Origin of the sequence: Comamonas testosteroni ATCC 11996 (genome assembly GCF_000241525.1) — a bacterium.
Taxonomy (GTDB): Bacteria; Pseudomonadota; Gammaproteobacteria; order Burkholderiales; family Burkholderiaceae_C; genus Comamonas; species Comamonas testosteroni.
The window spans coordinates 210,738-236,106 of the sequence record NZ_AHIL01000012.1 but is presented as its reverse complement, the minus strand read 5'-3'; the positions used below and the strand labels follow the sequence as shown (position 1 = coordinate 236,106).

24 protein-coding genes are annotated in these 25,369 nt (G+C 62.5%); 5 read left to right on the top strand and 19 right to left on the bottom strand.

Features of this window, described 5'->3' with window-relative positions:
• Positions 1 to 9 precede the first annotated feature (9 nt).
• From gspD to gspG, 9 genes are all read right to left on the bottom strand, one after another.
• On the bottom strand, positions 10 to 2,391 hold the full coding sequence (gene gspD / locus CTATCC11996_RS06340; RefSeq protein ID WP_034348288.1) for a type II secretion system secretin GspD: 2,382 nt from the start codon (positions 2,389 to 2,391) through the stop codon (positions 10 to 12).
• Between the two features lie 3 nt (positions 2,392 to 2,394).
• Positions 2,395 to 3,225 carry a type II secretion system protein N gene (gene gspN, locus CTATCC11996_RS06335; RefSeq protein ID WP_003058819.1) on the bottom strand — a complete coding sequence of 277 codons (831 nt, stop codon included), beginning with the start codon at positions 3,223 to 3,225 and terminating at the stop codon, positions 2,395 to 2,397.
• Between the two features lie 8 nt (positions 3,226 to 3,233).
• Positions 3,234 to 3,776: a type II secretion system protein GspM gene (gene gspM / locus CTATCC11996_RS06330; RefSeq protein WP_003074207.1), complete on the bottom strand. Its 543-nt coding sequence runs from the start codon at positions 3,774 to 3,776 to the stop codon at positions 3,234 to 3,236.
• A complete protein-coding gene (gene gspL / locus CTATCC11996_RS06325; protein WP_003074205.1) occupies positions 3,773 to 4,999 on the bottom strand; it encodes a type II secretion system protein GspL in 1,227 nt (408 codons plus the stop codon). Before gspL ends, gspM begins: the two co-directional genes overlap by 4 nt.
• 45 nt (positions 5,000 to 5,044) lie before the next feature.
• Positions 5,045 to 6,115, bottom strand: a complete 1,071-nt coding sequence (gene gspK / locus CTATCC11996_RS06320; protein WP_003058816.1) for a type II secretion system minor pseudopilin GspK — start codon at positions 6,113 to 6,115, stop codon at positions 5,045 to 5,047.
• On the bottom strand, positions 6,112 to 6,804 hold the full coding sequence (locus CTATCC11996_RS06315; RefSeq protein ID WP_003058814.1) for a PulJ/GspJ family protein: 693 nt from the start codon (positions 6,802 to 6,804) through the stop codon (positions 6,112 to 6,114). Before CTATCC11996_RS06315 ends, gspK begins: the two co-directional genes overlap by 4 nt.
• A 3-nt stretch (positions 6,805 to 6,807) precedes the next feature.
• Complete coding sequence (gene gspI / locus CTATCC11996_RS06310) at positions 6,808 to 7,173, bottom strand: type II secretion system minor pseudopilin GspI (RefSeq protein WP_003058812.1); 366 nt, start codon at positions 7,171 to 7,173, stop codon at positions 6,808 to 6,810.
• Positions 7,170 to 7,610 carry a prepilin-type N-terminal cleavage/methylation domain-containing protein gene (locus tag CTATCC11996_RS06305; RefSeq protein ID WP_003058808.1) on the bottom strand — a complete coding sequence of 147 codons (441 nt, stop codon included), beginning with the start codon at positions 7,608 to 7,610 and terminating at the stop codon, positions 7,170 to 7,172. Before CTATCC11996_RS06305 ends, gspI begins: the two co-directional genes overlap by 4 nt.
• A gap of 170 nt (positions 7,611 to 7,780) precedes the next feature.
• Positions 7,781 to 8,209, bottom strand: a complete 429-nt coding sequence (gene gspG / locus CTATCC11996_RS06300) for a type II secretion system major pseudopilin GspG (RefSeq protein WP_003058806.1) — start codon at positions 8,207 to 8,209, stop codon at positions 7,781 to 7,783.
• Positions 8,210 to 8,279: 70 nt separating this feature from the next.
• Here gspG and CTATCC11996_RS06295 point away from each other — a divergent pair, with 70 nt between their 5' ends.
• Positions 8,280 to 8,750 (top strand): hypothetical protein, encoded by a 471-nt coding sequence (locus CTATCC11996_RS06295; RefSeq protein WP_003074199.1) that lies wholly within the window; start codon positions 8,280 to 8,282, stop codon positions 8,748 to 8,750.
• On the opposite strand, the gene CTATCC11996_RS06290 is transcribed toward CTATCC11996_RS06295, so the two are convergent.
• The 3 genes from CTATCC11996_RS06290 to ilvA all read right to left on the bottom strand — a co-directional run bounded on the left by CTATCC11996_RS06290 (position 8,743) and on the right by ilvA (position 11,796).
• Positions 8,743 to 9,306, bottom strand: coding sequence for a histidine phosphatase family protein (locus CTATCC11996_RS06290; RefSeq protein WP_003074197.1), 564 nt, complete (start codon positions 9,304 to 9,306; stop codon positions 8,743 to 8,745). The two genes, CTATCC11996_RS06295 and CTATCC11996_RS06290, sit on opposite strands and share 8 nt — an antisense overlap.
• Positions 9,303 to 10,136, bottom strand: coding sequence for an adenosylcobinamide-GDP ribazoletransferase (locus CTATCC11996_RS06285; RefSeq protein ID WP_003058800.1), 834 nt, complete (start codon positions 10,134 to 10,136; stop codon positions 9,303 to 9,305). The genes CTATCC11996_RS06290 and CTATCC11996_RS06285 overlap by 4 nt, the downstream gene beginning before the upstream one ends.
• A gap of 106 nt (positions 10,137 to 10,242) precedes the next feature.
• Entirely contained in the window at positions 10,243 to 11,796 is a 1,554-nt protein-coding gene (gene ilvA / locus CTATCC11996_RS06280) for a threonine ammonia-lyase, biosynthetic (RefSeq protein WP_003074194.1), read from the bottom strand.
• A gap of 383 nt (positions 11,797 to 12,179) precedes the next feature.
• On the opposite strand from ilvA, the gene CTATCC11996_RS06275 reads away from it, so the two are divergent.
• On the top strand, positions 12,180 to 12,632 hold the full coding sequence (locus CTATCC11996_RS06275; protein ID WP_034348285.1) for an OsmC family protein: 453 nt from the start codon (positions 12,180 to 12,182) through the stop codon (positions 12,630 to 12,632).
• Positions 12,633 to 12,691: 59 nt separating this feature from the next.
• On the opposite strand, the gene coq7 is transcribed toward CTATCC11996_RS06275, so the two are convergent.
• Positions 12,692 to 13,309, bottom strand: a complete 618-nt coding sequence (gene coq7, locus CTATCC11996_RS06270) for a 2-polyprenyl-3-methyl-6-methoxy-1,4-benzoquinone monooxygenase (RefSeq protein ID WP_003074190.1) — start codon at positions 13,307 to 13,309, stop codon at positions 12,692 to 12,694.
• Positions 13,310 to 13,639: 330 nt separating this feature from the next.
• Here coq7 and CTATCC11996_RS06265 point away from each other — a divergent pair, with 330 nt between their 5' ends.
• Both CTATCC11996_RS06265 and CTATCC11996_RS06260 read left to right on the top strand, forming a co-directional pair.
• Positions 13,640 to 14,722, top strand: a complete 1,083-nt coding sequence (locus tag CTATCC11996_RS06265) for a porin (RefSeq protein WP_003074188.1) — start codon at positions 13,640 to 13,642, stop codon at positions 14,720 to 14,722.
• Positions 14,723 to 14,952: 230 nt separating this feature from the next.
• Entirely contained in the window at positions 14,953 to 16,122 is a 1,170-nt protein-coding gene (locus CTATCC11996_RS06260; RefSeq protein WP_003074186.1) for a porin, read from the top strand.
• A 155-nt stretch (positions 16,123 to 16,277) separates the two neighbouring features.
• Here CTATCC11996_RS06260 and groL read toward each other — a convergent pair whose 3' ends face one another.
• Both groL and groES read right to left on the bottom strand, forming a co-directional pair.
• Positions 16,278 to 17,921 (bottom strand): chaperonin GroEL, encoded by a 1,644-nt coding sequence (groL, locus tag CTATCC11996_RS06255; protein ID WP_003074184.1) that lies wholly within the window; start codon positions 17,919 to 17,921, stop codon positions 16,278 to 16,280.
• A gap of 93 nt (positions 17,922 to 18,014) precedes the next feature.
• Positions 18,015 to 18,305: a co-chaperone GroES gene (groES, locus tag CTATCC11996_RS06250; RefSeq protein WP_003058782.1), complete on the bottom strand. Its 291-nt coding sequence runs from the start codon at positions 18,303 to 18,305 to the stop codon at positions 18,015 to 18,017.
• A 246-nt stretch (positions 18,306 to 18,551) separates the two neighbouring features.
• Between groES and CTATCC11996_RS06245 the strand changes: the two genes are divergently transcribed.
• Positions 18,552 to 21,194: a chemotaxis protein CheW gene (locus CTATCC11996_RS06245; RefSeq protein ID WP_115597136.1), complete on the top strand. Its 2,643-nt coding sequence runs from the start codon at positions 18,552 to 18,554 to the stop codon at positions 21,192 to 21,194.
• A 13-nt stretch (positions 21,195 to 21,207) separates the two neighbouring features.
• Here CTATCC11996_RS06245 and CTATCC11996_RS06240 read toward each other — a convergent pair whose 3' ends face one another.
• The 4 genes from CTATCC11996_RS06240 to CTATCC11996_RS06225 all read right to left on the bottom strand — a co-directional run bounded on the left by CTATCC11996_RS06240 (position 21,208) and on the right by CTATCC11996_RS06225 (position 25,368).
• The gene (locus CTATCC11996_RS06240; RefSeq protein ID WP_003058775.1) at positions 21,208 to 21,546 is read right to left on the bottom strand and encodes an H-NS histone family protein; all 339 of its coding nucleotides are present in this window, start codon (positions 21,544 to 21,546) and stop codon (positions 21,208 to 21,210) included.
• A 188-nt stretch (positions 21,547 to 21,734) separates the two neighbouring features.
• Positions 21,735 to 22,229 carry a GNAT family N-acetyltransferase gene (locus CTATCC11996_RS06235; protein WP_003074179.1) on the bottom strand — a complete coding sequence of 165 codons (495 nt, stop codon included), beginning with the start codon at positions 22,227 to 22,229 and terminating at the stop codon, positions 21,735 to 21,737.
• Between the two features lie 66 nt (positions 22,230 to 22,295).
• On the bottom strand, positions 22,296 to 23,456 hold the full coding sequence (locus tag CTATCC11996_RS06230) for a bifunctional nicotinamide-nucleotide adenylyltransferase/Nudix hydroxylase (protein ID WP_003074177.1): 1,161 nt from the start codon (positions 23,454 to 23,456) through the stop codon (positions 22,296 to 22,298).
• A 208-nt stretch (positions 23,457 to 23,664) separates the two neighbouring features.
• The gene (locus tag CTATCC11996_RS06225) at positions 23,665 to 25,368 is read right to left on the bottom strand and encodes an NAD+ synthase (RefSeq protein ID WP_003074175.1); all 1,704 of its coding nucleotides are present in this window, start codon (positions 25,366 to 25,368) and stop codon (positions 23,665 to 23,667) included.
• Position 25,369: the final 1 nt, after the last annotated feature.

Sequence of the window (25,369 nt, the reverse complement as noted above, 5' to 3'; positions counted from 1 at the left end):
GGCTTTCGCTTACAGGGTGCCCGGGGGCAGGGTGGCGGGCGTCACAGGCGTCACGGTCACGGGCTGGCCGTCCACCGTGGGCTGGCCTGGGCGCGTGAAGTCCACGATCTCGGGCTTGGCTCCAGGAACGATAGCCACATTGGGCACGCTTGCCGGTGCAGCGCCGCTGGATGCGGGCAGCAAGGGCGCGGCATTGACATTGCGCATCAGCAGATTGGGGTCGGGCTGCACGGTTTGCTGCATGCCGCGAATGGACTCATAGCGGTCCTGCGAGAGCTGGCTGGTGGAGCTGGCGTCACGCAGCACGGTGGGGCGCAGAAACACCATGAGATTGGTCTTCTTGCGCTCGCGGCTGGTGTTGCGAAACAGATTGCCCAGCAGTGGAATATCGCCCAGCAGCGGCACGCGTTCCTGGCTCTGGCTGTATTCGTCGGCAATCAAGCCGCCCAGCACCACGATGGCACCGTCCTCGACCAGCACATTCGACTCGATGGAGCGCTTGGTGGTGGTGGCGCCGGACTGGGCGTTGGCTGTGCCCTGCTTGACTGCCGAGTTCTCCTGATAGACGGCCATCTTGATGGTGCCGTTTTCGTTGATCTGCGGACGAATCTTGAGCAGCGTACCCACGTCCTTGCGCTCATAGGTGGTGAAGGGATTGACGGAGCCCGAGGTGCCGGCGGTGTTGGTATAGGAGCCTGTGGGGAAGGGCACGTTCTCGCCCACCATGATGCTGGCTTCCTCGTTGTCCAGCGTCATCAGATTGGGTGTGGAGAGAATGTTGGTGTCGCCGTCGCCCTGCATCAGGTTGACCAGGGCACCCAGGCTGGTGTTGCCGTTGACGTTCTGGGTGAAGCCCAGGTTCATGCCCTTCATGCCGCCGATCGCCGAGGCCTGGCTGTCGGTCAGGGGTGTGCCGTTGACCAGATTGCCAACGGCCCCCGACAGGCCGAAGATGTTCGAGATGCCGCTGATGGAGGTGCCGTTGCCGAGCACGCCCAGCACGCGGCCGTTGTTGCGGATCACCGAACTCCACTGCACGCCCAGCTGGGCCGCCTTGTCGGCGGAGACTTCGACAATCAGGGCTTCAATCAGCACCTGGGCACGGCGGCCGTCGAGCTTGTCGATGACGGTGCGCAACTGGCGGTACAGCGGGCCAGGAGCCGTGATGATCAGCGAGTTGGTCGTGGGGTCGGCCTGGATCATGCCGCCCGTGGAGGGCTGCTGGGCAGTGCCGAAGCGGGAGCTGGGGCCGCTGTTGCCGCCGCCCAGACCTACGGTGGCACTGCCGTCCGTGCCGCGCGAGATCACGGGCTGGGAGCTTGCTGCATTGGTGGTCGAGCCGGCGGCCGCCGTCATGCCCGGCTGGCCACCCAGGGCGGTGCTGGCGCTGGTCTGGGCGTTGATGGCGGCACGCAGCGTGGCGGCCAGAGACACTGCGTCGGCGTTCTTGAGATACACCACATGGATGTTGCCGTCGTCACCGTTGCCAGTCATGGCCGGCTGGTCCAGACGCGCGATCAGCGAGCGGATCTGCGACAGCTTGGCCGGGTTGGCCGCACGGATCAGCACCGAGTTGCTGCGCGGCTCGGCCAGTATCGAGGTGCGGAAGCTGGTGTCTGCCTGGCCTGCTGCCGCACCGGCTCCGGCCTGGACCACGCCGCCTGCGGTGGCAGAGCCGCCTTCCATCAGGCGATTGACCAGGGCCACCATATCGGCGGCAACGGCATGGCGCAGCGCGATGACTTCCACGTCGGTGGCGTTGGAGACATCGGTGCTGGCGATGATGCGCGAGATGCGCTGCAGATTGTCGGCGTAGTCGGTGATGATCAGCGAGTTGTTGCCGGGGTTGACGTTGATGGTGTTGTTGGGGCTGATCAGCGGCCGCAGCACGGGCACCAGATTGTTGGCGTTCTCGTAGTTGAGCTTGAAGATCTGCGTGACGATCTGTCCGCCGCCGGCCTGACTGCCGCGCCCTCCCTGGCCGACGGAGACCTCGCTGGACTGCAGCTTGGCATCGGCTTCGGGAATCACCTTGAACAGACCCGCCGACTCCGTCACCGTGAAGCCCTGCATGCGCAGTGCCGCCAGGTATTGCTGATAGGCCGTGGCAGGCGAGACGGCCTTGTCGGTCAGTAGCGTGATCTGGCCCTTGACGCGCGGATCCACCACTACGTTGCGATTGGTGATGGCGGCCATGGCGCGCGACACGGCCTCGATATCGGCATTGGTGAAGTTCAGCGTGACGGGCTCGCCTGGTCGCAAACTAGGAGTGGCATTCGCTTGTCCGCTCTGGGTTTGAGCATGAATAGGTGCTGAAATGCAGACGGCAAGCGAGGCAACAGCTATCGAATGCAGTGTGTTTTGCCAGGCGGTGCGTGAATGCTGAGTCATGGGTCAACCAAAGGTGATGATGGAGCGCGCACCCTGGCGGCGCCCCAAGATATTAAGCAAATTCGACAGAGCGGCTTCGCGCTCGGGGCTGGCAGAGGCTTCGCCCCTGAAGTGCAGGCGCGAGCCCACCCATTGGCCCTGGCCGCTGAGCTGCAGGTCGCCGCCCAGTGTGATCAGATTCAGCTGGGCATTGTCTCCGCCCTGTATATCGAGGCGGTAGCTGCCCAGGGGCCTGAGCGACGACAGTCTGGACGATACGGCCAATGCTTCCAGCCGTGTCAGCCCCTGGCTGGTGGCCCGGCCGGCGCGATACTGCAGTGTCAGCCCGACCGTGGACAGGCGCAACTGACCTTGCAGGGCCACGGTGTTCCAGGGCGTGCCCAGTCCGGCCAGCATGTCGGCGGGCAGTTGCAGCATGCTGTCCTTGAAGCGCACCGTCATGGCGTTCCAGCCCGGCTGCAGCTGCGCCAGCATCGGGGTGCTGGTGCAGCAATCGCTTTGCAGGCTGATGCTGGCGCCGCTCAGGCTGGGTCGCAGTGTCCAGTTCAGGCGCGTGGGCAAGCTGCTCTGGTCCTGGCTGTCCTTGCCGCCGGTCAGCACCAGTCTGGCCGAGCCGCGCCAGAGCGTGCCGCGCGGCTCCTGCAGCTGTACCTGGTCGGCTGTGATCGATTGCACGCCTGTGGCCAGCCAGGCCGCCGGGGCATGGATGAGCAGCGCCAGCAGGCCGCCGAGCAAGGCTCCGCCAACAGCCCAGCTGCGCGGCGAACGCGGCTCGCCTGGCTCACGCGGTCTGCGCGAGGCTTTGCTGGTGGGGCGTGAAGTGCTCAGGCTCATGGTCGCGGCTAATTCTGTGCACCTGCGTTGCCGGGCAAATCGAGCAGCAGATTGCCGCTCCAGCGTGTAACGGCAGCGCCGTCGACGCTTTCTCCGGGATTGCGGTTGAGCTTCATCTCGGCCACCGAGGCATGGCTGTTGTCGCGCACCTGTGCCAGCCAGCGGGCCAGGGCGGGAGCGGCGGCATTGCTCAGGCTGACCTGGGCACGGTTGCCCAGCCACTGCAACTGTGCGCTGCTGCCGAGTTCGGTCTTGAGCGACTGCTCCAGCTGAGTGCTCGCATCGGCGCTATTGCCCTGCGGCTGCTGGCGCAGCAGCTCGGCCTGGGCCTGCATCTGCAGCATGGTCTGCAGCTGGCGCTCCGCTGCCGCATGGCGTGCGGGGGCCGTACGCAGGCTGTGCAGGGCCGGTGCCAGCGCCACCCACCAGAGCAGGGCCAGCAGGACGACGCTGGCGGCGATCAGCAACAGATTCTGTTCGCGCTGGGCCAGGGTGCTCCAGCGCAGGCGCAGCGGAGCCAGTGCGGTTTTCAAGGCGTTTTTCTGTTTCATGGCCTCGCCTTTGCACTCAGCACCAGTTCTGTTCCTTCGCGTTGCAGCATATAGCCATTGGCCTGCAGGCTTTGCTGTGCGTCGCCCAGTGCTTCGGGGCTCAGGTCCAGGCCCGAGATGCGCAGCTGCTTGTCCTGGTATTGCAGGCTCTTGGCATTCTGCACGCCCTGAATGCCGGCACTGGCGGCCAGCAGGGCTTCAAGGTCGCTGGCGGACAGGGCGCCGGAGTTGCTGCGCAGCAGATCCAGTTCGCGTTGCATCTGTACCGGAGCATCGATGATGACGGGCACGTGCGGGAAGGTGGTCTGAAGTACCTGCTTGGCCTGCTGCTGGCGCAGTTCGATGGCACGGTTTTCCCTGAAGGCCCAGGCGTTGAGTCCGGCCAGCTGGGCGACGACGGCAATGCCTGCCGCCCAGCGCGCAGCACGCCATTGCGGAGCCTTGGCAAAACCATGCCAGGCATCGAGCAGGCGGCGCTTGGCGCGGGTGCTGCCGCCCAGGTCCAGATCGAACTGGGCCAGGTCGCCTGCGTAGCCATGGCTTTGCAGCAGTCGCTGGGCGGCGGTGAAGATGCTGACCGGGCGCTGCAGTGTCTCCGCGCTGCGTGCCAGGTGGGGTTCGGCCAGCACCGGCAGATCCTCAGGCAGGCGAGCCAGCAGTGACTGCAGCAGACCGGCATCGGAATGCTGGGGCAGGACGATGAGGCAGGCCTGAGCATCCAGCCCGGTGGCACTCAGCTGGGGCTGGGTGCTGTCGCCCGACAGAAGCAGTTGGGCCTTGCTGCTGGGCCATTGTTCGGGCACCAGGCGGCTGGCGGCATGACCATGCTGTTCCAGGGCCTGCAGATGGGATCGCAGCCAGCCCTTGTCGCAGGCGGCGACCCAGCAGATCTGACCTGCCGCCGAGCCAGCGTCCAGTGCCAGGTGCATGGCGGCTGGCTCATCGAGCAGCTTTTCTTCCAGCAAACCCTCAAGCACGGCGCGCAGACGCTGTTGGCGCCGGCTTTGCAAATTTAGTCCCAAAGGCAGGGTGACGGCATGCCAGGACAGCTGAGCGGCAGGGATGACGGCGGTGACCTGGGCCGTGCGGCCCGTGGCCGGCAGCAGGGACGCCGCAGCCTGGCCGCTGCGCTGAATGCTTTGGCCATCGTCGCTGAGGACGTAGAGATATTCCGTGGCGGAGTTAGCGGGCTTCGCCGACAGCTGTATTAGCAATGTGCTCATGAGGGAAGATGCAGCATTCTATGGGGGCAATGTGACATCAGGGTGTCAGGGTCTGGCAACTGCGGGCATACCCCAGTCGGCATGCTCCTGCCACAGGGTAGTCACGCTCATGTTCTTGCGCTGAATCAGTGAACGCTGGCTCAAGACGTTGTCCCCGAGGCGCAGGCGACCGCGGGCTTCGAAATAGCTGGTGGTCACGGAGTGAGCGGCACTGTTGAAGACGCCGCTCAGACCTATGGCCGCAGCCGCTGCATTCAGGGACTTGAAGGGCGAGGCATCGCGCAACTGGACCAGCTGGTTGGCGCGGGCCCAGTCCAGATCCTCGGTACTGGCCCAGATGACCTCGGCGCTGGCCGTGTTGAGATTGACCGTGGTGCGCTCGGGCAGCAGCGAGACATAGGGTTCGATGCGCGCGATGAGGCGAGGATCGACGCCCAGCCAGCCCAGTTGCCCGACGGTGCGAGGCATCAGCGCCGCAGTCTGGCTCTTGCCGCGCATGGCTTGCTGCATGGCCGTGGCGATCTGCATGACGGAGCTGCCGGGCAGGCCCAGGCGCTCGAACAGGCGCAGAAAAGGCTTGAGGTTTTCCTCCTTCACGCTCGAATCGGCTCCGCTGAGCAGATTGCGCAGATTCAGGCGCGACTGCAGATCCACGATCTCGCCCGAGAGAAAAGCGTCCTGCATGTCGGCAAGGCCGTCATCGACCTGGCTGACATTGTTCTTGGCGGCCAGGAATGTGGACAGGCGAGCCTCCTTCAGTGGCACCGCCCAGGGCTCGCCCAGATGATCGACGGGGTTGCTGCGGTTGGCGCGCGAGTCCTCCTGCAGCACCACGCGCGACCAGTCCAGCGCGCCCAGCAGCAGCCAGTTGGCCTGCACGCGATTGCGTTCGGCGGTCTCGATTTCCACATCGCGCCATTGCTGCCAGAGCGCGGCCGAGGCCAGGGTGGCAACCAGCACCACCGTCAGCATGGCCGCCAGCAGCGCCGCACCGCGCTGGCGCGTGCCTCTGAAACTGGTGCGCCCCAAGCCGGAAACCCCGAGCCAGGGCCGCCCCGCAGCGATGGGGTTGTCCCCCTGGGGGGAAGGCGCGAAGCGACTCAGGGGGGATTTCATGATCTGGAGTTTGAGCGCAGCGGGTTGACCCAGTCCACCGTCATCACGCCGTTGAGCGCACGGCCAGGGGGCAGTGTCAGTTCGATGCGTATGCCGTCGGGCACGTTGGGCAGCACGGGATTGCCATCGCTGCCGACGCTGCTGCCGTCATCGTCGCCCTGATCGCTGGACTGCGGGTTGGTCCAGGCGTTGCTGCGGTAGTAGTAGACACGCCAGAGGTCCAGAGGTATCAGCACGGTTTCGCGGCGCATCTGGTCGCTGGAGGGATTGCGGCCCCATTGGGCCGCCTGGTTCCAGGCATCGTTCCATTCGCTGACCGTGCGCGCGGGCAGCGATTGCCAACGCACCCATTGGGAGCGGCCGTCCACATTGCGACGGCTCCAGGCCACGATGAGCGCTCCGCTGTCGACGGCGGCACTGGTCTTGCGCGTCAGGCGCAGCACCTGACCGTCCCAGTCCAGCACCTGCCGGCCCTGCAGCGGCATCAGCGCGTTGAGGTCGGCATTCCACTGAGCCAGAACGGTCTGCATGACGGCGTGCTGCTCGCCCTGCTCGCGCGTCACCTCCTGCGCGCGCAGCATGCCGTCGATGCCGCGCCAGCTCATGATGGCCAGCAAGGCCATGGCGGCCAGAGCGACCAGCAACTCGATCAGCGTGAAGCCTTTGTTTCTGTTGCGCATGCTGCTCATGATTCAGTAGCGGCCGACGATGGTGGAGACGCGCAGCACCGCAGCCGCTTCGGAAAACACCTGGGCATCCACGCGTCTGAAGCTGGGGTTGGGCGTGGGGCGCACGCTGAGCTGTACCTGCATCTGTCTGCCGGCCTGCTGGCACTGGATGGTGGTGTCGCCGACGGCAGGCATCTGATTGAACAGGCGCAGTCGCACCAGCTCGTTCTGTGCGCAGAGCTGGGCCAGAATGACGTCGGACTGGCGCTGGGCATTGCGCGTCAGGGCGCTGCTGGCCTGAAGTCCTGCCAGCAGGGTGACGCCGACGATTCCGACCGCGACCAGCACCTCGATCAGCGTGAAGCCGCGCTGCTGCAGGGCGGGTTTCATGGCACCACCTGCTGGCTTTGAATGCTGAACGGGCGCAGCCCGTCGGTGGCCAGCCGCAGCGGCGCCGAACTGCTGCCAGGCAGCGACAAGGTAATGCTCTGCCTTGGAATCAGCGGCTCAGGCCCCAGCACCAGTGGCGTATTGGGCTGCACCAGCACTGGGGTCTGCAGCCATTGCGTGGGCATTTTGACGTTGGGCGGCAGGCCTTCAAACCGGAAGCCCTGCGGCATCGGGCGCCAGATAACCAGGGCGCCATTGGTGCGGGCCTGGGCGCGGGCCGATTCGAGCAAGGTGGCCAGACGCTGGGCTTCGCGTTCGAGTTGCTGCTCGCCGCTGTCTCTTATGGCCAGGCTCACGCCGGCCGTTGCCAGCGCCATGATGGAAATCACCACCAGCAACTCCAGCAAGGTAAATCCGGCGTGTTTGAGTTGAGCCATGAAGGAGTGAGCGGCCGAATTGCTGATGTGAAGCGGGTTAGACGGAGGACGTTTCGCTGCCGGGCAGCCCCAAGGCGAAACTCGGCTTTAGCCGGTCAGGGCCCCTTGGGGGCAGCGACCACACGCAGTGAGGGAGCGTGGGGTCGATGCTCTCGTGGGGGCTTTAACGCTCATTGCCAGGAGCCAATATCTGCATCCTTGCCTTCGCCGCCGGCCTTGCCGTCAGCGCCCAGGGACATGATGTCGATGGGGCCCTTCACGCCGGGGTTCAGGTATTGATAAGGATTGCCCCAGGGGTCATTGGGCAGCTTTTCCAGGTAGGGCTTCCAGTTCTGAGGAGCGGGGCCGGTGGTTGGTTTGGCTACCAGCGCCTGCAGGCCCTGCTCGGCCGTTGGATAGCGCTGGTTGTCGAGGCGGTAGAGCTTGAGCGCCTGGTTGATATTGGCGATATCGGTCTTGGCTGCGGTCACGCGCGCATCGTCGGCGCGGTCCAGCACATTGGGCACGATAAGCGCTGCCAGCACGCCAATGATGACCAGCACCACCATCAATTCGATCAGGGTAAAGCCGCGTGATGCGGCGTGGCGAATAGCAGACATCGGATGACGGCAGTTGGTGCTCATTGGAAACTGTAGGAAAAATGCAGTATTGCGCCATCATAATCGTCGAATGCGACTGCAATCTTTCAATACCGGTCAGGGCCTTTCCATGCCGGTCAAACTCACGACCCTGCTGCTGTGGGCGATTGCCGCTGCGGTGGTGGTGTTCTGGATACTGCGGTTCGTCGGCAGTGCCAGTGAGCAGTTACCCTCGGTCGTGCCTGCTCAGCCGGTACAGGCCAATGCCCAGGCCATGGCCAAGGCTTTGGGGGCGGTCGCAGCGCCTGTCGCTGCCGTGGCCGCACCGGTGGCCAGCCGCTATGCGCTGCTCGGGGTACTGGCAGGGCACGAATCAGGAGGCGGTGCCGCCGTGATTGCCGTGGAAGGCAAGGGCAGCAAGGCCGTGCGTGTGGGCGAGGCCGTGGAGGAGGGCGTGATTCTGCAATCTCTGGCGGCGCGCGAAGCGCGACTGGGCCCTGCCAACGGGCCGGCCAGCACGGTGCTGCAATTGCCCAGGCCGCCCATGGCGACATTCAACTGAGTTCGAGCCGCAGCCACTGCCCATAGGCGGGCGCCGGCAAGGTCCACTCATGGCTTTGCGGCAGCCGGTGGCCATGCTGCAGCAGCCACTGCGCGCAGCGCGCCACGCCTGCGTGGCAGATCCACACCATATGTGCGCTGTCGCTGTTGAGCGCATCCTGCAGCACCTCGTTCACGCGCTGCAGCATCTGTGCCAGGGATTCGCCGTCGCCAGGCGCGTGCAGCGCCAGATCGTGCGCCCAGGCGCCGATGGCGGTGTCGCCGATGTCATTCCAGCGCATGCCTTCCCAATGGCCGAAATCCATCTCGAGCAATCTGCCATCGGGAGTGGAGACGAAATCGGGCTCCAGTACCTGCAGAACCAACGCCAGCTGCCTGCATCTTTGCAGTGGCGAATGCCGGATCTGCAGCCTGCCATGCAGGGGTTGCAAAGATTGCCGCAAGGCCTGAGCGGCTTGCCGGGTGGCCTCTGCATCGGCGGCGATATCGAGGCGGCCGTAGCAGCGCTCGGTATCGATCAAGGGGCGTGCGTGGCGCACCAGCCATAGTGTTTTCATGCCTGGAGTAGCTGGCGCAGATAGATGCAGCTGGCCAGCAGCAGCGCCAGTTCATTGAGCTGCTGGCAGGCGCCCAGACAGTCGCCCGTCATGCCGCCCAGACGCTTACGCAGCCAGCGCCGCAGCAGCCAGGTGGTAACCAGCATGGCCGCCAGCAGGCTGGGCACAAAGCTCCAGACGCCGAGCCAGCCCAGCAGGCCCAGTGCCGGCAGGCACCAGAGGCCGCCGGTCAGCAGGCCTTGCCAGCCCAGTTGCCGGCCCGCGATATGCAGGGTCTTGCTGCTCGCGGCCAGGCCGACGTGGGGCAGGCTGTGCATCAGCACCAGCGGCGCAAAGCGTGACAGCACATGAATGCAGCACACGAGGATGAGCACCGGCGCCGGTCCCCAGAACGGCTGCATGACGGACAGCAGCAGGGCGATCAGCACGACCTTGGCGAGCAGGGCCATGAGCAGCGCCATCACACCATAGGCGCCGATGCGCGAATCCTTCATGATCTCCAGCGCGCGCTCGGGTGGGACCAGGCCGCCCAGCCCGTCGGCGACGTCGGCCAGGCCATCCTCGTGGAAACCGCCGGTCAGCCACAAGGTGCCGGCGGTGCTGATGAGCGCCGCCGCCAGCGGCGACCAGGGGCTTGCCGGCAGCAGCCAGAGCAGGGCTGCCAGCAGCAGCGCTGCCCATAGACCCACCAGCCAGCCCACGCCCGGCAGATGCGCGGCGCTGGCGCGCTGCATCTCCGGGCTCCAGCCCACCCAGGCCGCCAGACGCCCGGCCACGGGGATGCGGCTGAAGAACTGGACGGCCAGCAGATAGTGGCGCAGGGCTTGCATGGTGTTGTGAATAAAAAAGGAGCTAATTGCGCTTTGTGTTCATTGATTTCAGGGTCTTTTCTATCTGAAATCGATAAAGGAAGCGTGGTGGTAGCTCCTATTTTTATTACTTCAAGAACAGTTGGTAGGCAGGATTGTCGGTTTCCTCCACCCAGGGATAGCCGAGGTTCTTGAGGAAGCTGTCGAACTTCTTGTGGTCCTTGGCCGGCACCTGCATGCCGACCAGAATGCGGCCGTAGTCGGCGCCCTGGTTGCGGTAGTGGAACAGCGAGATATTCCAGGTCGGCGCCATCAGGCTCAGGAACTTGAACAGCGCACCGGGGCGCTCGGGGAAGACAAAGCGCAGCAGACGCTCGTCCTGTGCCAGCGGCGAGTGGCCGCCCACCATATGGCGCAGATGCTCCTTGGCCATCTCGTCAAAGGTCAGATCCAGCGCCTCGAAGCCGTTCTTCTGGAAGTTCTTGCAGATCTTCTCGGACTCGCCCTTGGTTGGCGTGGTCAGGCCCACAAACACATGGGCCTTGCTGTCGTGGCTGATACGGTAGTTGAACTCGGTCACGTTGCGCGGGCCACCGGGCAGCTTGCCCACCACCTCGCAAAAATGCTTGAAGCTGCCGCGCTCTTCTGGGATGGTGACGGCGAACAGGGCTTCGCGCTCCTCGCCGACCTCGGCGCGCTCGGCCACAAAGCGCAGGCGGTCGAAGTTCATATTGGCGCCGCTCAGTATGGCGGCGTAGGTTTCGCCCTTGGTCTTGTGCCTGGCCACGTACTGCTTGATGGCCGCCACGCCCAGGGCGCCCGATGGCTCGACGATGGAGCGGGTGTCGGTGAAGATGTCCTTGATGGCGGCGCAGACGGCATCGGTGTCCACGGTCACATAGTCATCCACCAGGCCCTGGGTGACACGGAAGGTTTCCGCCCCCACCAGCTTCACGGCCGTGCCGTCGGCGAACAGACCCACATCGGCCAGTTCCACGCGCTCGCCCGCCTGCACGGACTGCATCATGGCGTTCGAGTCCTTGGTATGCACGCCGATCACCTTCACCTCGGGGCGCACGGCCTTGATGTAGTTGGCAATGCCGGCAATCAGGCCGCCGCCGCCGATGGGCACGAAGATGGCATCCAGACGCTGGCTGCCCAGTTTTTGCAGCTGGCGCAGCAGCTCCATGGCGATGGTGCCCTGGCCGGCAATCACATCGGGGTCGTCAAAGGGGTGGACAAAGGTCAGACCCTCGGACTTTTGCAGCTTGACGGCATGCTTGTAGGCGTCCGAGTAACTTTCTCCGGCCAGCACCGCCTCACCGCCCAGGGCGATCACGGCATCGATCTTCACCTGGGGTGTGGTGGTGGGCATCACGATCACGGCGCGGCAGCCCAGCTTCTTGGCGCTCATCGCCGTGCCCTGGGCATGGTTGCCCGCGCTGGCGCAGATCACGCCCTTTTGCAGCTGCTCGGCCGTCAGATTGGCCATCTTGTTATAGGCGCCGCGCAACTTGAAGCTGAACACGGGCTGCTGGTCCTCGCGCTTCAGAAGCACTTTGTTGTGCAGGCGACGGCTGAGGTTCTTGGCAATGTCCAGATCCGACTCCACGGCCACGTCATAGACGCGTGCATTGAGGATGCGAGTCAGATAATCGGCAGGGGTCAGGGCTTGGGTCATGGTGCAAATCGAAAGCAGAGCACCAGAGCCAGGGTATTCAGCCTGCCGGGTGCATGGAAGCCGACCATGATAGGCGCTTGCTTGCTGCGCTGCAGTACTCGCTCAAGAGGTGCATGCTGCTGCTCTGAGAAGCGCGATGAGCAGGCACGAAAAAAAGCCCCTAGCTCAGGAGCTAGGGGCTGAATCCACCATTAGAGGAGGTGGAGGAGACAAATGGTGCGATACAGATTGGTGTTAACCAGTAATCTGCAGTCTGCCTGCGGGTTTGACCTCACAGGTAACGCTTGGGTTGTATTGTATGAGGCTTGTGTTTTCTGTGCATCAAAAGATTCGGGTTTTTATGTATTTGATGCAAAATTGCAACAGTTTCGAGAGGAAAAACAATGGAATGCACGGTTAGTTGGACAGGCGCGGCCACCGGAACGCGCTCGGGCATGGGTTTTGTGGCAGAGACCGGCAGCGGCCATGTGGTCAATATGGATGGCGCGCCGGATGAAAAGAACCCGGCCAACGGCGGTCGCAACCAGGCACCGCGCCCCATGGAGATGCTGCTGGCCGGCGCCGGCGGCTGCACGGCCTACGACGTGGTGCTCATCCTCAAGCGTGGCCGCCACGATGTGAAGGGCTGCAGCGTGCAGCTGACTTCCGAGCGCGCCGAGACCGACCCCAAGGTGTTCACCAAGATTCACATGCAGTTCACGGTCAGCGGCAAGAGCCTGCCGGCCGGTGCCGTCGAACGCGCCATTGCCATGAGCCACGACAAATACTGCTCGGCGACCATCATGCTGGGCAAGACGGCCGAAATCACTACGGGTTTCGACATCGTCGAAGCCTGAACTGGACGTTCGATCGAAAAACGGGCCTCAACGGCCCGTTTTTGTTGAACAGACGCTAATCAGATGCGATGCGCCGTAAACGTCATGACTTTGGCCGCCACACGCATCAGCCCCTGGGCAATCGGGGGCAGTTGCATCGCACCTTCGTCGATCGCTGCTGCGGCATGACGCTCTTCGTCATCCTTCATGCGCTCGACCACGGCACGCGAAGCCTCGTCCTCCTCGGGCAGGCGACCCAGATGGCTTGCCAGGTGGGCAGAAACCTGATTTTCTGTCTCGACCACAAAACCCAGGCTGGCGGCATCGCTGAATTTGGCAGCAATCGTGCCAATCGCAAAAGCGCCAGCAAACCACAGCGGGTTCAGCAACGAGGGCCTGTCACCCAGGGCATGCAGGCGCTCGCGGGTCCAGGCCAGGTGGTCCATTTCCTCGCGAGCGGCATGCAGTAGATGCTCGCGCAACTTCATGTCCTTGGTCACCATGGCCTGGGCGTTGTACAGCGCCTGGGCGCAGACCTCACCCACATGATTGACGCGCATCAAGGCTGCGGAGAGCTTGCGCTGCTCATCGCTCAAATCGGCTTCGGCGATCCCTGTGGCAGGCGAGCGCTCTGCGGCCACCGGGTCGGCAAACAGAGTGCGAAGAGCTGCATCGGCAGCGGTCAGAAACTTGTCCATGGCTAAAAAGAACTCAGTGCGGCGCCTGTCTGGCGTCAATGCACATAAGGTACACCAGAGTGGCTCATCCGCAACTTGCGCTGGGGCAATCCTAGGCCGAAACCCTTAAGGGTGTGCCCGCTAGTGCGGCTTGGTGTTTGTTGCGGTGGTGCAACGAAAACGCGCCGAATCGAGCAGTTTTGGGTGAATTCCTTTGCGCTTGGCTCGGGGGTCTGGTGCAATAGACCCAACTTCCCCACCAGGAGGTTGGCGCGGGAAACCGGTGGAGCTCGAGGCTCAAGTCTCTCTCCCATAGAACCGGCGCCCTTCTAAACCTTGGAGTAACTCGTAATGAAAAAATCTCTGATCGCCCTGGCAGTGCTGGCCGCTTCCGGCGCCGCAATGGCTCAATCTTCCGTGACCCTGTTTGGTGTGGTTGACACCGGCGTTTCCTACGTCAAGGGCGGTGGTAACGGTGGCACTTCCAACTACGGTCTGCACAACGGTTCCAACTCTTCTTCTCGTCTGGGCGTGCGTGGCGTTGAAGACCTGGGTGGCGGTCTGAAGGCTGGCTTCTGGCTGGAAGGCGCTATCGGCACCGACGTGGGCGATGGCTCTGGTGCTGGTCTGTCTTCTGGTTCCGGTTTCCAATTTGGTCGCCGTTCCACCGTGAGCCTGATGGGCAACTTCGGTGAAGTGCGCCTGGGTCGTGACGAAGTGGTTGCTTACAACAAGCTGTCTGCCCACTCCAACTTCAGCGTGATCGGTATTGGCGGCTTCCGCGGCTGGGGCTACAGCCAAGACGGCGCTATCCGTCAAAACAACAAGATCACTTACCTGACACCTAACTTCTCCGGCTTCACTGCTGGCGTGGACTACGCCTTCGGTGAAAAGGCTGGCGACGGTAAGGACGGTCGTTACTTCGGCGGTTTCGCGGCTTACAACAACGGCCCTCTGGCTGTGACTCTGGGCGCTGATCGCAAGTACAAGGGTACCGTTGCCACCGGCTACACTGGTGCTACCGCTGACTTCTCGCAAGGCGAAAAGCTGGACTCCTACGGTCTGGGCGCTACTTATGACTTCGGCGTGGCCAAGGTCAACGGCCTGTTCCTGCAAGTCAAGGAAAAGGGCGCTGTTGTGAACTCCAAGCTGACCAGCTACGCTCTGGGCGTGTCTGCTCCTGTGGGCGGCGTGGGTGAAGTCAAGGCTCAGTACGCTCTGTACAAGAACGGCGGCGACCTGTCTGGTAAGGCTCACCAGCTGAGCCTGGGCTATGTGCACAACCTGTCCAAGCGTACTGCTCTGTACGGCACATACTCCTTCCTGAAGAACAAGGATGACGCTACATTCAAGCTGGGTGGTGCTCAGTCCTACACTGTTGCCCCCGGTAAGGCTAGCAACGGCGTGCAAGTTGGTATCCGCCACGCTTTCTAATCAATTGCTGGCATAAGCCAGTAACTGCTTAAAAGCCAAAAGGCCTGTCGAAAGACAGGCCTTTTTTTATTTCTGGGGTTAAACCTGAAAGGGTGTTTGCTGAGAGGTTTGTCCCCAAAGGGAAAGGCCTGTGTTGCGCTTGTGCCAATGCTCGCGCGGTTGAGGAAAGCATTTCTAGAATGAATTTTCCACCAACTGTTTGCGAATTGAATTAAGAGAGAGGCAACACAATGGCAGCTTCATTTGTGAAAAAAACATTGGTCTTGGCTGTGCTGGGAACCTTGGGAACTCTGGCATATGCACAAAGCAGCGTTCAGTTATATGGCATTGTGGATGCGGCAATTCGCCATACGAATAATGAGGGAGCGAATAAAAGCGGTCTGACCAAAATGATTGGGGGCGGCATGTCCGAAAGCCGCTGGGGTATCAATATCAAGGAAGATCTGGGCGGTGGCCTGTCGGCGATTGCCAATCTGGAAAATCGTTTCTGGACGGATTCTGGTACTCCAAGCACTGCACAGCCTTATTTTGCACAGTCCTGGGTGGGCTTGCGCAGCACCAGTTTCGGTCAGCTGACCATGGGTCGCCAATATAACGTCTTGTTCGATCTGGTGACTTCTACCTACGCATCGTTCCCATATTCCCCTTATATGGATGCCTACAAGCCTGAAATCGGCATGTCTCTGGGCGCACGTGCAAACAATATGCTGAAGTACGTGGCAGAGTTTGGCCCTGTTCGTGCCGGCCTGCAGTACTCGTTCGACGAGAGTAATACCTTTGCAAAGAAAGGGGCTGGAGTGGATATGACTCCGGGCGGTCTGGCATTGAAGACCGCAGGTGGCTATCTGCGCTATTCTGCCAACGGCATTTCTGTGGGCGGTGCTTTCCAGCGCTCGACCTTGCCGGCTGGCACCGATGTGGATGCCTGGACACTGGGCGGCTCCTATCGCACTGGGCCTCTTTATCTGATGGCAGGCTATGGCCAGAACAAGGTCAAGGATAGTCTGGGGGCTGCGGGTGCGGGAGCGATTTTTGATGCCGGCTTGCTCAACGCATATTGGACAGGTTCGTCCAATGGTGGCTTTATCGCGGGCAATGCCCCTGGCAATTTTGCCAACAAGCGTGAGATGTTCAAGGTGGGCTTTGGCTACCAGGTCACGCCACAGCTCAATGCAGGGCTGCATTACTATCATGCCAAGCAATCGGGATCGGCGACTGGTGCTTTCAATGGCAAGGCCGACTTTATCGTTGCCGTTGCCGACTATGCCTTCTCCAAGCGTACCGATGCCTATTTCGCGGTGGATCACACCAAGACCAAAGGCGGTGCTGGCGTGATGCTCGATTCCAATGGCGCGAAAAAGCGTACCGGCATCACCATCGGTCTGCGTCATCGCTTCTAAGGCGAATCTTTGGATGTAAAAGCCAGTCGATATCGGGCTGGCTTTTTTTTGTTCCCGGAGTTGAGCAGCTTGAAGCAAAAAGAAAAGACCGCAGATGCGGTCTTTTCTTTTGTGCAAAACCGGATGGTGCAGACCACCCGGTAGCAGCAGAGCAATTACATGCCCATGCCACCCATGCCGCCCATACCACCCATATCGGGCATGGCAGGAGCTGCGTCAGCCTTGGGGGCTTCGGCGATCATGCACTCGGTGGTCAGCAGCAGGGAAGCCACGGAAGCGGCGTTCTGCAGAGCAGTGCGAGTCACCTTGGTGGGGTCCAGAATGCCCATTTCCAGCATGTCGCCGTAGGTGTCGTTGGCAGCGTTGAAGCCGTAGTTGCCGGAACCGTTCAGCACGGCGTTCACGACCACCGAGGGCTCGCCACCGGCGTTGGCCACGATTTCGCGCAGAGGGGCTTCGATGGCCTTCAGAACCAGCTTGATGCCGGCGTCTTGTTCGGCATTGCCGGTAGCCAGGGCGCCAACGGCTTGCTTGGCGCGCAGCAGGGCCACGCCACCGCCGGCCACGATGCCTTCTTCCACTGCAGCGCGGGTAGCGTGCAGGGCGTCTTCCACGCGGGCCTTCTTTTCCTTCATTTCGACTTCGGTGGCAGCGCCAACCTTGATCACGGCAACACCGCCGGCCAGCTTGGCCACGCGCTCTTGCAGCTTTTCACGGTCATAGTCGGAAGTGGCTTCTTCGATCTGGGCGCGGATTTGCTTGACGCGGGCTTCGATCTCAGCAGCTTGGCCAGCACCGTCGATGATGGTGGTGTTTTCCTTGCCGATTTCGACGCGCTGGGCCTGGCCCAGGTCTTCCAGGGTCACCTTGTCCAGCGACAGGCCCACTTCTTCAGCGATGACCTTGCCGCCGGTCAGGATGGCGATGTCTTCCAGCATGGCCTTGCGGCGGTCGCCGAAACCAGGTGCCTTCACAGCCACAACCTTCAGGATGCCGCGGATGGTGTTGACCACCAGAGTCGCCAGGGCTTCGCCTTCGACGTCTTCGGCAATGATCAGCAGGGGACGGCCGGCCTTGGCCACAGCTTCCAGTGTGGGCAGCAGGTCGCGGATGTTGCTGATCTTCTTGTCGAACAGCAGAACGAAGGGGTTGTCCAGAACAGCGGCTTGCTTTTCGGGATTGTTGATGAAGTAGGGCGACAGGTAACCGCGGTCAAACTGCATGCCTTCGACGACGTCGAGTTCGTTATCCAGCGACTTGCCTTCTTCAACCGTGATCACGCCTTCCTTGCCGACCTTGTCCATCGCGTCAGCGATGATCTGGCCGATGGATTCGTCGGAGTTGGCGGAGATGGAGCCAACTTGAGCGATTTCCTTGGAAGTGGTGGTGGCCTTGGATTGCTTCTTCAGCTCTTCCACCAGGGCGGCGACAGCCTTGTCGATGCCGCGCTTCAGGTCCATGGGGTTCAGGCCGGCGGCCACGTACTTGGAGCCTTCGCGCACAATGGCTTGGGCCAGCACGGTAGCGGTGGTCGTGCCGTCACCAGCGATATCGTTGGTCTTGGAGGCCACTTCCTTCACGAGCTGTGCGCCCATGTTCTGCAGCTTGTCCTTGAGTTCGATTTCCTTGGCCACGGACACGCCGTCCTTGGTCACGGTGGGGGCGCCGAAGGAGCGCTCCAGCACCACGTTGCGACCCTTGGGGCCCAGGGTAACCTTGACTGCGTTAGCCAGGATGTTCACGCCTTCAACCATGCGTGCACGGGCTTCACCACCGAAAACTACGTCTTTTGCTGCCATTTTTGGCTCCTAAAGAATGGGGTTCAATTGGGCTGCCAGCGCTTGTCAATCAGTCGCCGACAGCCATGAAGAGGGGGATGTGTTCGGGAAGGATTACTTCTCGACGACTGCGAACAGGTCGTCTTCCTTCATGACCAGCAGCTCGTCGCCGTGGATCTTCACGGTCTGGCCAGAGTACTTGCCGAACAGAACGCGGTCGCCGACCTTCACGTTCAGGGCGATCAGTTCGCCCTTGTCATTGCGCTTGCCGGGACCCACAGCCAGCACTTCGCCCTGGTCAGGCTTCTCGGTGGCAGCATCAGGGAGCACGATGCCCGAGGCTGTCTTGGTTTCGTTTTCGAGGCGCTTGACGATCACGCGATCGTGCAGGGGACGCAGGTTCATACCAACTCCTAAATACATCAACAAAGTTGAAACAAGACTTGCCAGCCATCCTGGCCGACATTCGGAATATCTAGGGTCAAGCTGTTAGCACTCAACCCCATTGAGTGCTAATAATAAGGCAATTTCCTGAGCTTTCAAGACCTCTCCCCGGCCGGTCGCAGGACAAATCTGTGAGGAAACAGGGTTTGTTCTTAGTCATATGTAACGTGTTTTTACAAATAGGCCTGGCTTTTGCTCTGGCAGAACATGCCTCTAGAAACCATGACTGCCCCGGCGCAGCGCGCCCAGGATCTGCTGCAGACAGACGTCTTCATTCCTCATATGCGCCAGGTCGGGCGCTGCGAGAGTTCGCTCAGGGAGCTGAATCTGATGTGGCGGCTCATAGAGTCCTCCGCCAAGATGAATTGCCCTCAGGAAGCGCAGGCCTTGCTGCCCATGATGGCCGCCACGCGTGGCGGCTTCGAGCGGCTGGAGCAGGACCTGGTGCAGTCCATGGTGATGCAGGCCGTGACGGGAGTGACGGTGGGGCTGGCCAGTCAGGCACAGCATCTGATCGATACCCTGGTGCGCAATCTCTACGAGCGCACGGCCGACGTGGGGTTTCTGGCGACCGACGCCATGCTGTGCCAGTTCATGGCCGCAGCGGATGGCGACGACGCGGCCATCACCCAGCGTCTGCGTGCCTACCGCAGCAAGTACACGGTCTACGCGGACATTTTGCTGCTGGATGCCGAAGGCCAGGTGCGAGCGAGTGCTCGCGAGAGGAGTCAGGCCGCAGATCAGCCATGCCGGGATGCGTTGATTGCCCGCGCTCTGCAAAGCCAGGGCTTTGTGCAGAGCTTCGGTGCCACCGACCTGCTGCCGGGCCACGACAGTGGCTTGATCTATGCGCATCGCATGCTGCACCCTATCAACCGGCAAGCCATGGGCGTGCTGTGCCTGTGCTTTGACTTTGATGGCGAGATGCAAGGCATCTGGAGCGGACGCGACCAGGCTGACGGCAGTGGCGTACCTGAGGCGCAGACCAGCATCGCCCTGTTGCTGGATGAGCAGGGTCAGGTGCTGGCCAGCAGCGATCTGCACTGGATTGGTGTGGGTGCGAATGTGCGACCTCACCGTGATGGTGCGAGTGCACTGTATGTGCATGGAGGACGCACCTATCTGGTGCAGTCTGCGGCATCGGAAGGCTATCAGGGCTATATGGGCCCCCAAGGCTGGCGGGCGCAGATCATGACGCCGCTGGAGCTGGCCTTCGGTCTCCAGTCGCAGGCAGGCCTGGATGGGCTGGATGCTGCGGTGACCCAGGGCCTGCTGGCGCATGCGCACCGTTTCTGCCCGCCCCTGCACGCCATCCACAGCGCGGCGGACACCATACGCCGTGTGGTCTGGAACGGGCGGGTGATGACGGCAGGCAAGCAGATGGACAACACGCGGCTGCAAGCCGTGCTGGAGCAGATTGGCGAGACGGGGGCGCGGACCAACGAGGTGTTCTCTCAATCCATTGATGCGCTCTACGGCACGGTGCTCAATACCGCACTGCGGGACAACAGCCTGTTGACCAGTCTGCTGGTGGATCTGCTCGATCGCAATCTCTACGAACGCGCCAATGACTGCCGCTGGTGGGCACTGACGCCGCAGCTGTCTGAATTGCTGGAGGCCCTGGCCCTGGGGGAAAGGGCTGGGGATCGAGTGAGTGAGGCGTGCGAGTTGCTCACCAGCATTCACGACCTCTATACGGTCTACCAGCAAATCATGGTCTATGACGCCCGCGGCAAAGTCGTGGCCGTCAGCCAGAGAGGGCAGGCAGAGGGCCGGGAACTGCTGGGCAGCCATATAGAGGCTGACAGCCTGCACGAGGTCCTGGCACTGGAAGGGTCTCAGGCCTATCACGTGTCGCCATGGCGGCCCTGTGTGCAGCATGAGGGTGACGGCCCGACCTATGTCTATCACGCGGCCATACGCAACGCCGATGGCGTGGTGCTGGGCGGGATCGGCCTGGTGTTCCATGCACAGCGTGAATTCAAGGCCATGCTCGAGGGCGTGACCGGCGTTCAGGCCGCAGGTGCAGGCGGCAGGCGGGTGGCCTACCTGAACCGCTCGGGCCTGGTCATGTCTTCCTCGGATGTTCAGCTGCAGCCGGGCATGCGGCTGGATCTGCCGCCACAGATGCTGGCCCTGGCATCAGGCCAGAGCATGGCCCGCGCCATGGTGTATCAGGGCCAGTATTGCGTGGTGGCGATCACGGCGGGCAGCGGTTACCGGGAGTTCAAGCGCAGCGATGGCTATCGCGAAGAGGTACTGGCCTTGTCCGTGCAGGCGTTTGGTGCCGTGCAGGACGATGCGCTGGCGGCAGTCTCGCGCCGCAACACCAGGGTGCAAAGCCTGGCGGCGGCCAGCCAGGACAGTGCAGCCGGCATGGAGATGGCGACCTTTTTTGTGGGGCGCAGCGTGCTCGCCGTGGACGCGGCCTGCGTGCTCGAGGCCCAGAGTGCCTCGGCCATCGCTCCTGTTTCGGCCGGACGCTTGCCGCATTGCGTGGGCACGTTGGCGCGGCGCAGCCAGGGGGCTGTGGCCGGCTATGTCTGGGTCTTCGATCTGGGGGCGCTGCTTTTTGGCAAGCCCGTGACCAGGACGGCGCAAAGCCAGGTGATAGTGCTGGAGCACCTGGGGCTCAAGCTGGGCGTGCTGGTCAGCGATCTCGAAGGAGTGGTGCGATTCGAGAGCGGGCAGTTGCGACTGGCTCCTGCAATGGCGGGTGCGGCGGATCAACTGGTGGACCGCTTGATCCGGGCCAATGACGGCGATTTGCTCATCCAGTGCCTGAACGTGGCGGCCCTGGTGTGCATGCTCAAGACACCTCAGCCGGCGGAGCAGGGCGCTGGCGGCTGAGCGGCCCGGCAGCTTATTGAACCGGGAAGGGGTTTTTTTCGTCGCGCGGCGCGTTGAAGTCCACGCTGGGCGTGGTCTTGATCTCGTACTGGCTGCGGTCCTTGCTCTCGATCCACTTCGGAGGCTTGCCACGGCCGGTCCAGGTCGCGCCACTTTCGGGGTCGTAGTACCTGGCTTCGACCTTTTTCTTTTCTTCAGGCCTCCAGGGGAAGACCTGCTGAGAGGTAAAGCCGAATGTGGCGATCAGTTGCTTGACGGTGGCCAGGGCTTCCTTGGCTTCGGTGCTGCGCGCTTCTTCGATGCGCTTGTCCAGCGCATTTTTCTGAGCGATGAGTTCTTGATAGCTTGGCATTCTGGATTCCAGAGATAGTGTGAAAGGTCAGCACTGATTGCCGCCTTTGTTTTTGTTTTGCAAAACCATTCATTTTGGCGCAAGCGCGAATGCGCCGCATTGTTGATGTTGCGTACACTCAATCTGCAAAGGGGTGCACATCACTTCGAAGGGCTGCACACATCACTCTGGATGATCAGGCCTGTGGCTCAAGCCTGTTTGTCACCCGTGGCCATGGCCTGCAGGGCGGTGCCGGTCATGCGATAGCGGATCCACTCGGTCTGCGGCAGGGCGCCCAGGCTGTCATAGAACTTGATGGAGGGGGTGTTCCAGTCCAGGCAGCTCCATTCAAAGCGGCCGCAGTCCTTTTCCAGTGCAATCCCGGCCAGATGCTGGAGCAGGGCCTTGCCGGCGCCGTGGCCGCGTGCGTCAGGCGTGATGTACAGGTCTTCCAGATACAGGCCATGCTGGCCCTGCCAGGTGGAATAGTTGAAAAAGTACACGGCAAAGCCCACGGCCTTGCCCTCGATCTCGCAGATCAGGCCGAAAACGGCGGGGTTGGCACAGAACAGCGTGCGACGCACATGGTCGGGCGTGGCCTTGACCTCATGCTCGGCCTTTTCATAGATGGCGAGTTCACGCACAAAGTGCAGGATCAGGTCGATGTCTTGCTCGGTGGCGGGGCGAATATGGAGCTGGCTCATGGAATTGCAGGAAAAAGTAGCTCCAGCGCCTGATGGTCAAGCGCCTGGAGCTATGGTTTTGTTGTATCAGGCGACCTGGAGCTCGGGCTCGCTCTGAGCCAGAGTCACGGGCAGGAACTGGCACAGGATCTGGAAATGATCCTCGAAGAACTCGGCCTCCATGCGGGGCAGATCGGCAATCGGCACCCAGCGGGCAAGGGCGGCGTCGTCCGCGCCCTGTACCGGAGGCAGGCTGGGCTGCACGCCCAGATCCAGATAGTGCACATGGGTGATGGTACGCCCGCGCAGGCTGCGGTCCGGGTGATCGAAGACCTGCACGGCCTGCAGGGCCGCCAGCAGATCGGCCTCGCTGATGGAGGAGCAGGTCTCTTCACGCAGCTCGCGCATGCAGGATTGCCAGAGGCTGTCACGCTGCTCGAGAAAGCCGCCGGGTAGCGCCCAGAGGCCCTGACCCGGCGCATGGCCGCGCTGGATCAGCAGTACCTGGTCCTGGCCCTTGGCACGGCAGCGCAGCAGCGCATCTACTGTGACGAACACCGGGGCATAGGGCGCCTTGGCCCAGGCCCGCTTGTAGTCCTGCAGCATATGCCATTCCTTTTGCAGGCGCAGATACAGCGGGGTCTGCGTCCAGCGGCGCAAAAAGTCCAGTGTGCTCTCGGGCATCTGGGAGGAAAGCCTGGCCAGGGCGGCATCCCTGGCTTCAGGCGAGGCGCCGCCTTCGCCAAAGAAGATTTCGCGCAGCGGAGTGGCGTCGAACTGACCCAGGCGCGGCAGGCTGATCAGCTCCCAGCCCGGAAAGCGGGCCAGATAGCTGCTGCTGGAGTCCTTGAAATGCCCGACCAGGGCCACGCTCGCACCTTCGGGCACATGGGCCTGCACGGCTTCGCGCACGGCATGCACCCACAGCGGCTCGTTGTAATAGTCGCGCACGGGCACGCAGCGCACACGCTCTGCATCCTCTTTCGATAGCGCATTGCGCAACATCTGCGCGCGTTCCTGCCAGCTGAACGGGTTTTTGGGATTGGGGGCCTGCCAAGCGCTGCCCAGTACCACCACGACCTGGCGAGCCCGCTGCAGTGCGGCATGCAGCAAGGCCATATGGCCGTTGTGCAGAGGCTGGAAGCGACCGATCAGCACGGCAGTATGCAGGGGCACGGAGGTGGGCAGAGTCTCGGGTGCGGCGGCGATGACACGCTTGCTGGAGGTGTTGGGACTGGCTTGAGGCATGAGAGCGAAACCCGTACAGAAATCAGCGCCCGCAAGGGCAAATTTGGATAAAGACTGAGCTGATCGCTTACCAGGTAAGCACAATAAGCTCACTTTTTTGAATGGCTAATCCGTCCTGGCACAGCGAAGTCGGCGCAGCAAAGGCCCTGGCGGCATCAGCGCAGCGGCCGGGCTTTGCCGTCAGATATCGAGCAGGTGCCTGGCATTGCTACTCGTAGTGTGCCGCAATCGGCATCTGCCGGCCCGTGCCAAAGGCCCGTGGGCGTACTCTGAGCATGGGCGGAGCCTGGCGGCGCTTGTATTCGCTGCGGAACACCAGCTTCTGTACGCGGGCAATGGTCTCGGGCCCGCCTGCTTCGGCGCGCAGCCTGGTCACAAAGGCGGCGGCCTGCGCATATTCCTTGCTGGACAGATGCTGGCCCTCGATATGCCATTTGAGAATCTCGTCGAGCACGGCATAGGGCGGCAGGCTGTCCTCGTCCTTCTGGCCGGGAGCCAGCTCGGCCGAGGGCGGCTTGTCGATGATGGCCTGGGGGATCAGCTCGCGGCCCGCATGTTGGTTGATATGGCGCGACAGCTCGAAGACCTCGGTCTTGTACAGATCGCCGAGCAGGCCCAGACCTCCGTTGGTGTCGCCATACAGGGTGCAGTAGCCCACTGAGACTTCGGACTTGTTACCTGTGGTCAGCAGCAGATGGCCGAAGGCGTTGGAGAACTCCATCAGCGTGGTGCCGCGTGCGCGGGCCTGCAGATTCTCCAGCGCCAGGCCCTTGAGCGGTTCGCCAAAGCTGGCCTCGAACTGGCGTGCATAGGTGGTGACCAGTTCCTTGATGGGGTGCTCGTACAGTCTGATGCCCAGATTGCGGCACAGCAGCACCGAGTCGTCGACCGAGCCCGCCGAGGAATAGCTCGACGGCATGGTGATGCCGACCACATTCTCCGCCCCCAGCGCATCGACGGCCAGGGCCAGCGTCAATGCCGAATCGATGCCGCCCGAGCTGCCGACTACCACCTGCTGGAAACCGCAGCGGCGCGCATAGTCGCGCAGGCCCAGCACGATCTGCTGGCGGTAGAACTCCATGGTGGCCAGGCCTTGCGCCGGCACGGTAGGTAAGGTCTGGCCGTCGCAGGCCTGAAACCGGCCCTGCGCATTCAGCTCCAGCGTGCAGACATCTTCCTCGAAGCGCCTGGCTTCAAACACCAGCCCCGCCTCGGGCTCCACGGCAAACGAGGCGCCGTCGAACACGATCTGATCCTGGCCGCCGATCTGGTTGATGTAGAGGATGGCCAGCTTGTGGCGTGCCGCTGCCTGGGTGAAGACCTCGTGGCGCTGCTCGCGCTTGCCCAGGTGGCTGGGGCTGGCGTTGATGCTGATGACCAGATCGGGGGCCGCATCGCCCATGCGTACAAAGGGGTTGGTGGCGTAGTCGGCGCCCTGGTCGTTCCAGCCGTCCTCGCAGACCAGAAAGCCCACCTGGCAGTTGCCCACGCGCAGCACCTTGGCCGTGTCGGCTCCGGGCTCGAAGTGGCGGCGCTCGTCGAAGATGTTGTAGGTGGGCAGCAGTTGCTTGTCGTACTGCAGGCGGATCTGTCCGTTCTTGAGCACCAGCAGGCTGTTGTGCAGCGGTTTGCCGGGGCCATCGTGGCGTGTGGGTGCGCCCACGACCCAGTGCAGATCGGGGAACTGGCGCGTGGTCTGCAGCAGCTCCTGCAGACCTGCATCCAGTCTTTGCAGAAAGCTGGGCTCGTCCAGCAGGTCGCCAGGGTAGTAGCCGCACAGCGACAGTTCCGAAAACACCACCAGATCGGCCTGCTCGGCGGCGGCCCTGGTTGCGGCCTCTCTCATGCGGCGGATATTGCCGCTGATGTCGCCCACCATGTAGTTGAGCTGGGCGAGGGTGACTTTCAGCATG

What these genes read in the sequence shown, in the direction of transcription:
- gspD (WP_034348288.1), bottom strand. Translation starts at nt 2,391, where the DNA reads ATGACTCAGCATTCACGCACCGCCTGGCAAAACACACTGCATTCGATA.
- gspN (WP_003058819.1), bottom strand. Translation starts at nt 3,225, where the DNA reads ATGAGCCTGAGCACTTCACGCCCCACCAGCAAAGCCTCGCGCAGACCG.
- gspM (WP_003074207.1), bottom strand. Translation starts at nt 3,776, where the DNA reads ATGAAACAGAAAAACGCCTTGAAAACCGCACTGGCTCCGCTGCGCCTG.
- gspL (WP_003074205.1), bottom strand. Translation starts at nt 4,999, where the DNA reads ATGAGCACATTGCTAATACAGCTGTCGGCGAAGCCCGCTAACTCCGCC.
- gspK (WP_003058816.1), bottom strand. Translation starts at nt 6,115, where the DNA reads ATGAAATCCCCCCTGAGTCGCTTCGCGCCTTCCCCCCAGGGGGACAAC.
- CTATCC11996_RS06315 (WP_003058814.1), bottom strand. Translation starts at nt 6,804, where the DNA reads ATGAGCAGCATGCGCAACAGAAACAAAGGCTTCACGCTGATCGAGTTG.
- gspI (WP_003058812.1), bottom strand. Translation starts at nt 7,173, where the DNA reads ATGAAACCCGCCCTGCAGCAGCGCGGCTTCACGCTGATCGAGGTGCTG.
- CTATCC11996_RS06305 (WP_003058808.1), bottom strand. Translation starts at nt 7,610, where the DNA reads ATGGCTCAACTCAAACACGCCGGATTTACCTTGCTGGAGTTGCTGGTG.
- gspG (WP_003058806.1), bottom strand. Translation starts at nt 8,209, where the DNA reads ATGTCTGCTATTCGCCACGCCGCATCACGCGGCTTTACCCTGATCGAA.
- CTATCC11996_RS06295 (WP_003074199.1), top strand. Translation starts at nt 8,280, where the DNA reads ATGCGACTGCAATCTTTCAATACCGGTCAGGGCCTTTCCATGCCGGTC.
- CTATCC11996_RS06290 (WP_003074197.1), bottom strand. Translation starts at nt 9,306, where the DNA reads ATGAAAACACTATGGCTGGTGCGCCACGCACGCCCCTTGATCGATACC.
- CTATCC11996_RS06285 (WP_003058800.1), bottom strand. Translation starts at nt 10,136, where the DNA reads ATGCAAGCCCTGCGCCACTATCTGCTGGCCGTCCAGTTCTTCAGCCGC.
- ilvA (WP_003074194.1), bottom strand. Translation starts at nt 11,796, where the DNA reads ATGACCCAAGCCCTGACCCCTGCCGATTATCTGACTCGCATCCTCAAT.
- CTATCC11996_RS06275 (WP_034348285.1), top strand. Translation starts at nt 12,180, where the DNA reads ATGGAATGCACGGTTAGTTGGACAGGCGCGGCCACCGGAACGCGCTCG.
- coq7 (WP_003074190.1), bottom strand. Translation starts at nt 13,309, where the DNA reads ATGGACAAGTTTCTGACCGCTGCCGATGCAGCTCTTCGCACTCTGTTT.
- CTATCC11996_RS06265 (WP_003074188.1), top strand. Translation starts at nt 13,640, where the DNA reads ATGAAAAAATCTCTGATCGCCCTGGCAGTGCTGGCCGCTTCCGGCGCC.
- CTATCC11996_RS06260 (WP_003074186.1), top strand. Translation starts at nt 14,953, where the DNA reads ATGGCAGCTTCATTTGTGAAAAAAACATTGGTCTTGGCTGTGCTGGGA.
- groL (WP_003074184.1), bottom strand. Translation starts at nt 17,921, where the DNA reads ATGGCAGCAAAAGACGTAGTTTTCGGTGGTGAAGCCCGTGCACGCATG.
- groES (WP_003058782.1), bottom strand. Translation starts at nt 18,305, where the DNA reads ATGAACCTGCGTCCCCTGCACGATCGCGTGATCGTCAAGCGCCTCGAA.
- CTATCC11996_RS06245 (WP_115597136.1), top strand. Translation starts at nt 18,552, where the DNA reads ATGCCTCTAGAAACCATGACTGCCCCGGCGCAGCGCGCCCAGGATCTG.
- CTATCC11996_RS06240 (WP_003058775.1), bottom strand. Translation starts at nt 21,546, where the DNA reads ATGCCAAGCTATCAAGAACTCATCGCTCAGAAAAATGCGCTGGACAAG.
- CTATCC11996_RS06235 (WP_003074179.1), bottom strand. Translation starts at nt 22,229, where the DNA reads ATGAGCCAGCTCCATATTCGCCCCGCCACCGAGCAAGACATCGACCTG.
- CTATCC11996_RS06230 (WP_003074177.1), bottom strand. Translation starts at nt 23,456, where the DNA reads ATGCCTCAAGCCAGTCCCAACACCTCCAGCAAGCGTGTCATCGCCGCC.
- CTATCC11996_RS06225 (WP_003074175.1), bottom strand. Translation starts at nt 25,368, where the DNA reads ATGCTGAAAGTCACCCTCGCCCAGCTCAACTACATGGTGGGCGACATC.